This is a genomic window from Lentisphaerota bacterium (assembly GCA_016873675.1).
Lineage (GTDB): Bacteria > Verrucomicrobiota > Kiritimatiellia > RFP12 > JAAYNR01 > VGWG01.
This window is the reverse complement of sequence record VGWG01000166.1, coordinates 1-4,401: the sequence shown is the minus strand read 5'-3', so window position 1 is coordinate 4,401 and position 4,401 is coordinate 1. Positions and strand designations below refer to the sequence as shown.

4 protein-coding genes are annotated in these 4,401 nt (G+C 60.9%); all 4 read right to left on the bottom strand.

Going from position 1 to position 4,401, the window contains the following annotated elements; genetic code table 11:
* On the bottom strand, positions 1–984 hold a 984-nt coding region (locus FJ222_12180), incomplete at its 3' end, for a DUF1565 domain-containing protein (protein ID MBM4165179.1).
* Positions 981–2,816: a DUF4838 domain-containing protein gene (locus FJ222_12175; protein ID MBM4165178.1), complete on the bottom strand. Its 1,836-nt coding sequence runs from the start codon at positions 2,814–2,816 to the stop codon at positions 981–983. The genes FJ222_12180 and FJ222_12175, both read right to left, overlap by 4 nt.
* A 115-nt stretch (positions 2,817–2,931) precedes the next feature.
* Positions 2,932–4,110 carry a tyrosine-protein phosphatase gene (locus tag FJ222_12170; GenBank protein MBM4165177.1) on the bottom strand — a complete coding sequence of 393 codons (1,179 nt, stop codon included), beginning with the start codon at positions 4,108–4,110 and terminating at the stop codon, positions 2,932–2,934.
* Between the two features lie 58 nt (positions 4,111–4,168).
* Complete coding sequence (locus FJ222_12165) at positions 4,169–4,357, bottom strand: hypothetical protein (protein MBM4165176.1); 189 nt, start codon at positions 4,355–4,357, stop codon at positions 4,169–4,171.
* Positions 4,358–4,401 lie beyond the last annotated feature (44 nt).

Sequence of the window (4,401 nt, the reverse complement as noted above, 5' to 3'; positions counted from 1 at the left end):
CGCGTCCCACCCGGTGCGTCCGCAAATTCCGGACTGACCGCAGTTCCGGATGATGTTGCCTCGGACAATGTGATGTCCCCTCGTGTCGTAGGTGCCTCCATTGTTGTTCTGCAACGACCCGCTGACAATGCCGACCGTCCGCGAGTCCGAGATGATATTGTTCTCAATAATCCAGTGCGTGCCGCGATAGGTGGTAATCAGCCCCTCCTGGTCCGACGTTTTCGGGCTGGGCGGCGACCAGTTCGGTGCCCCGTGCGACAGGTGGAAGCCGCGCAGCGTGATGTAGTTCACGCCGCCATCGATGATGGGACGGAACACCGATTTCCGCATAGTCACTTCAGCCAGCCCGGCATTCGGATTTGCGCCGCCGAAGTTGGCATAGATCACCGTGCTGCCCTTGTCCTGCTTCACGTACCACGTTCCGGGCGTCGCCATCACGTCGGCCAAGGTGCGCTGTTCCCGGTATTGTTCGCCTTCATAGAAAACCTGTCCCCGGTGAAACCTGCCTGCCCCATAGCCCATCCAGGCTTCCTTCACAAAGACCGTATAGGGATTGAACGCGCCAAAGACGGCGTTGGGGATGTTCACCTGGTAGGTGTTCCCGCCGTGCATGGTCCAATTCGTAAACGGATCTGAGCCCTTCCAATAAACCGTCTCCCCCTCCGCGGCGCGATAGGTGATCCGTTGCGACTCCGAGATTCCACCCCGGGGTGGGATCACCTCCTCGCGATACGTTCCCGCCTGGACCGTACACACATCCCCCGGCTGCATCACCGTGGCCGCCTTCTGAATCGTCAGAAAGGGCTGGGACAAGGAACCGGAATTCGAATCGCTCCCGCTTTTCGAGACGTGGTATTCGGTTGCTCCGGCAAGGCCGACGGCGCCAATCAGGACTGCCGTGACGAGGCGCATCCGACTGTCGGCGAGAGGGTGTCTGACGACAAACGCTGGATGACAACACGATGCTGACATGCTCTGTTTCATGGTTCGCTCCTCCCTGCTTCCTCCAGAAATGCATCGAACGTCCAGGTCCGGTAGAGGAATCGTTGCCGCGCAACGGGATCATCGGCCAATTCGACCAGCGCCTGATCGCGAAGCGTCTTCAGCCGTTCCACGATTTCTGGGGGCCAGACTCGCGGGACTAACGATTTCGGCAGGTACCACTCACCCGGAAGCATCACGCGTTGTTTTCTCCAGTCTCCTTCTTCCCAGAGCGCGCACTCCAGCCTCATCATGTCGCGCGCGGTGGCGCCCGCCTTGCCGTAGAGACGCCGGCACATTTCGTCGAGCACAGCGTCCACGTCCAGATCGGGATTCCACAACGCTTTCATCCACACATAGAGCGTGGGCGCCGTGGTGGTCCAATCGCTCATGGTCCAGCCGTTCACGAAGGTTCCGGCGCTCAGGCCCTGAATGCTCTTTTGGAAATCGCGCACGACGTGCGGATACTGGTATGGACCGTGGGTCCAGGCGACGCAGTAATCCCAGACGGTGACGGGGACGCAGGCCTTGGACTGCCACGCGCGCAGGCGGGCGATCGCATCTTGAAAGTTCTCGGGTTGGGCATTCAAGGGCATCGGAAACGTGGTCATGGCTGCCATCACCACCAGATTGTCGGGATAATCCACCGACGGGGGGCATTCCTGGTAGTTCCAATAGGGCATGTAGATTACCTTCTTGTCGGGCCAGCGGTCTTTCACAGCCTCGCACATCCGCTTGACGAACAGCCCCATAATCAACGAGAAGCCGTCGATGGACGTGCCGCCGGCCCTGATCTGGGTGTCCATGCAATCGGAACAGAAGCACTCCCATATGGTATCGCCCGGGGACACGGTGACGCAGGTGGGTGTCACCCACGTACAGTTGCCGTTCTTGTCCCAAGCCCGCTCACAACCCGCCAGGAGGTAGTCCAGCGCCTTCGGCGAGCTGTAGCAGAACAGGTTGACGTTCCGGGTGCCATCTTTCCTGAGCGCGAACATATCCGGATTGGCTTCGAGAAATTCACGGGGAAGCTTGGCGAGATTTTGCGGCTCGTGGCATTGGATCTTATACGGCCAACTGCATCCCGCGCGCACCAGCGCCAGATAGGGCATCATGCGAACCTCTTGCACGCCGTCGGGAATCGCGTGGGGCGGGAATGGCAGCGGTTTGCTGTCGAAGGAGCGTGACGGAGTCGGAAGTTTCCAGCCTTCCCGCGGATGATACTCCCGCAGGCGGAAGACCGGCTGATCGCGGTAATGCACCGGAGGGACAGCCAGCGAGGTGTTCTGCACGACGCAGCGTCCGCCAACTTCCACAGGCCAATACCAGCGCACACCGGCGAAGCGCTCGAGGAAGTCCGCGACGGCCCAGGCGGTCGCGTCGTGGGTGCCGTTCGTTCCGGTGCCAACCAGATACACGCGATTGGACGCCGTCAGGACGACAAACCCCTCGGGTGGTAACGCCGAAGCGTCAATCCCGGCCCGTCGCGTCTCCTCGCAGTCGCCGATCACAATGGCGCATTCGGTCGCCGCCGGGGGATTGGTTACAAAAACCAGCGTCGCGCCGGTACTCAGTCGGACCACTTCCGACATCTCATCCACCAGCCGCTTGAGTGTCGAAGGCGACTCATGCTTCCGTTTCGGCTGCCAATCGCTTCGCCCTTCGGGATTGGCCACGTAGACGACGGCCACGGGCTTGCCCTCTCGCACAATTTCGACGGGCGCATGCTGCGGTGCTTCCAACCAGGTCACGGGCGTCAGGTCGCGTGGTTGTAGCCTGTCATCAGCCAGTGCCAACGCCGCGATCAGACACATGAAGGCTGCTAATCGTTTCATACCAAGTTCCTTTCCAACGGCTGAGATCGCTCAGGGTGTGGGTTGCGCCGACCGCGCAGCGGGCGGCGAATACCCCCCCTGTTGTTCGGCTTTCCCCATTCCCCGAGCCGCTGCATCACGAATAGTACTGGTCAATGGTGGCGCTTACCGTTGCGGCCCAGTGAGTCAGGTTTTCCGGATTATTGGCGATTGTGCTGATGTCCTTGAGAATGAACTCCAGGGTGGTGCCATGCTCTCGACAGGCTATGCAATACCGCGCGATCTCCGCTTCCACGGGCGCGGGATCGAACCGGGGCGACGCGACGAAAGCCGGATTTGGTTTTGCCGCCATGACATAGTCGCAGCCGATGTTCTCCGCCGCGCGTTGGGGATCGGCCCAGGGTGTGATGGATATCTTGCGCAGGTTCTTGAACCGCTTGCGGAGTATATCGATCTTGCGGTCCATCGGCTCGCAGCAGCCGTAGTAAAGGAGGCCGCAGTCCTTGAACAACTGCTGATTGTAGGCCAGGTCGAATTCGTCGTGCATGGCAGGGGACACCGAACCGAAGATCTGGGCGGCGCAACGTCCCCAGACATCCTTGGCCCGGTAGCGCCCCTTGCAATCCGCAGCCGGGAGTTCGCGGGAACACGCGGCGGTGCAATGCAGGAGGACCGGGCGCGGGTCCAGCAGGCCATGCTCTTCCAGTTGTTTGAATTGCGCTTGTCCGATCTCCATGAAGCGCCGGGCGAGCTTGTGCATGAAGTCGGGGCGCTCGGACAGGTCCATGAGCAAGTTCTCTACGCCCCGATACATCGCCACGTCATCCCAGATGTTGAAATTCAGCCCGCCACACCCTATTAGCTCAACATCCATGAGGCCGGCAAACACCTCTTTCGCAACCGCAATCGCCGCCTCGGTCGCGGCTTGGTCATAGACGACCTCCGGCGGGTGCAGTTTTGCCAAGTCGTCCTCGGTACAGAGTTGATCGGTGTAGGCATGCGAAGCGATGTACGCGCCCGTATCGCCCTTGATCTGCTGCTCCTTGATCTCGATGCCGATGCCGCTCAGCCAGCGCACCCGCTTGTTGACTTGAAATACGGGAGGAACCACCTGGTCCACCTGGAAATGCTCCCACTGGTACAGGGCGCGTCGCAGGGGCGCCTCGATCCATCCGAGGTCGGGCGCGCAGGCGTTCGTCAGGGCTTCGTCCCTGATCTCGCCCCACGGCACCTCGTCAATCAGAACCACAGGGCGGACGCTCTCCATCGCATTCGTCCGGCAGTACCGTTCCAGGCGCTCCTTCTGAACATCCATATGTGCGACTTCGCTGTATCGTCCAGCCAATCGCCTCAACGTCGCTTTGTCTCTTGCGTCAATCTTCACTCTCTCCCACCGTCTTTCCCGCCGAACAACCGGATCGTACGGTCGCCGCGCCAGCGGCCAACGAAAACGTTTCGCCCCACACCTCAACCGTTTGTTCGTCCGCGCCGAAATTTGCCACCAGCGCATAGCGGCGGCCATCCAACCCGTCCACCCACACGCCCCGAAGTTCTTTCGGCATCAGCGGCAGGGCACCGCCTTGCACGTCTGCCGTGCACACGGCCG

Coding starts and splice junctions, on each gene's coding strand:
- FJ222_12175 (MBM4165178.1), bottom strand. CDS start 2,816: ATGAAACGATTAGCAGCCTTCATGTGTCTGATCGCGGCGTTGGCACTG.
- FJ222_12170 (MBM4165177.1), bottom strand. CDS start 4,110: ATGGATGTTCAGAAGGAGCGCCTGGAACGGTACTGCCGGACGAATGCG.
- FJ222_12165 (MBM4165176.1), bottom strand. CDS start 4,357: ATGCCGAAAGAACTTCGGGGCGTGTGGGTGGACGGGTTGGATGGCCGC.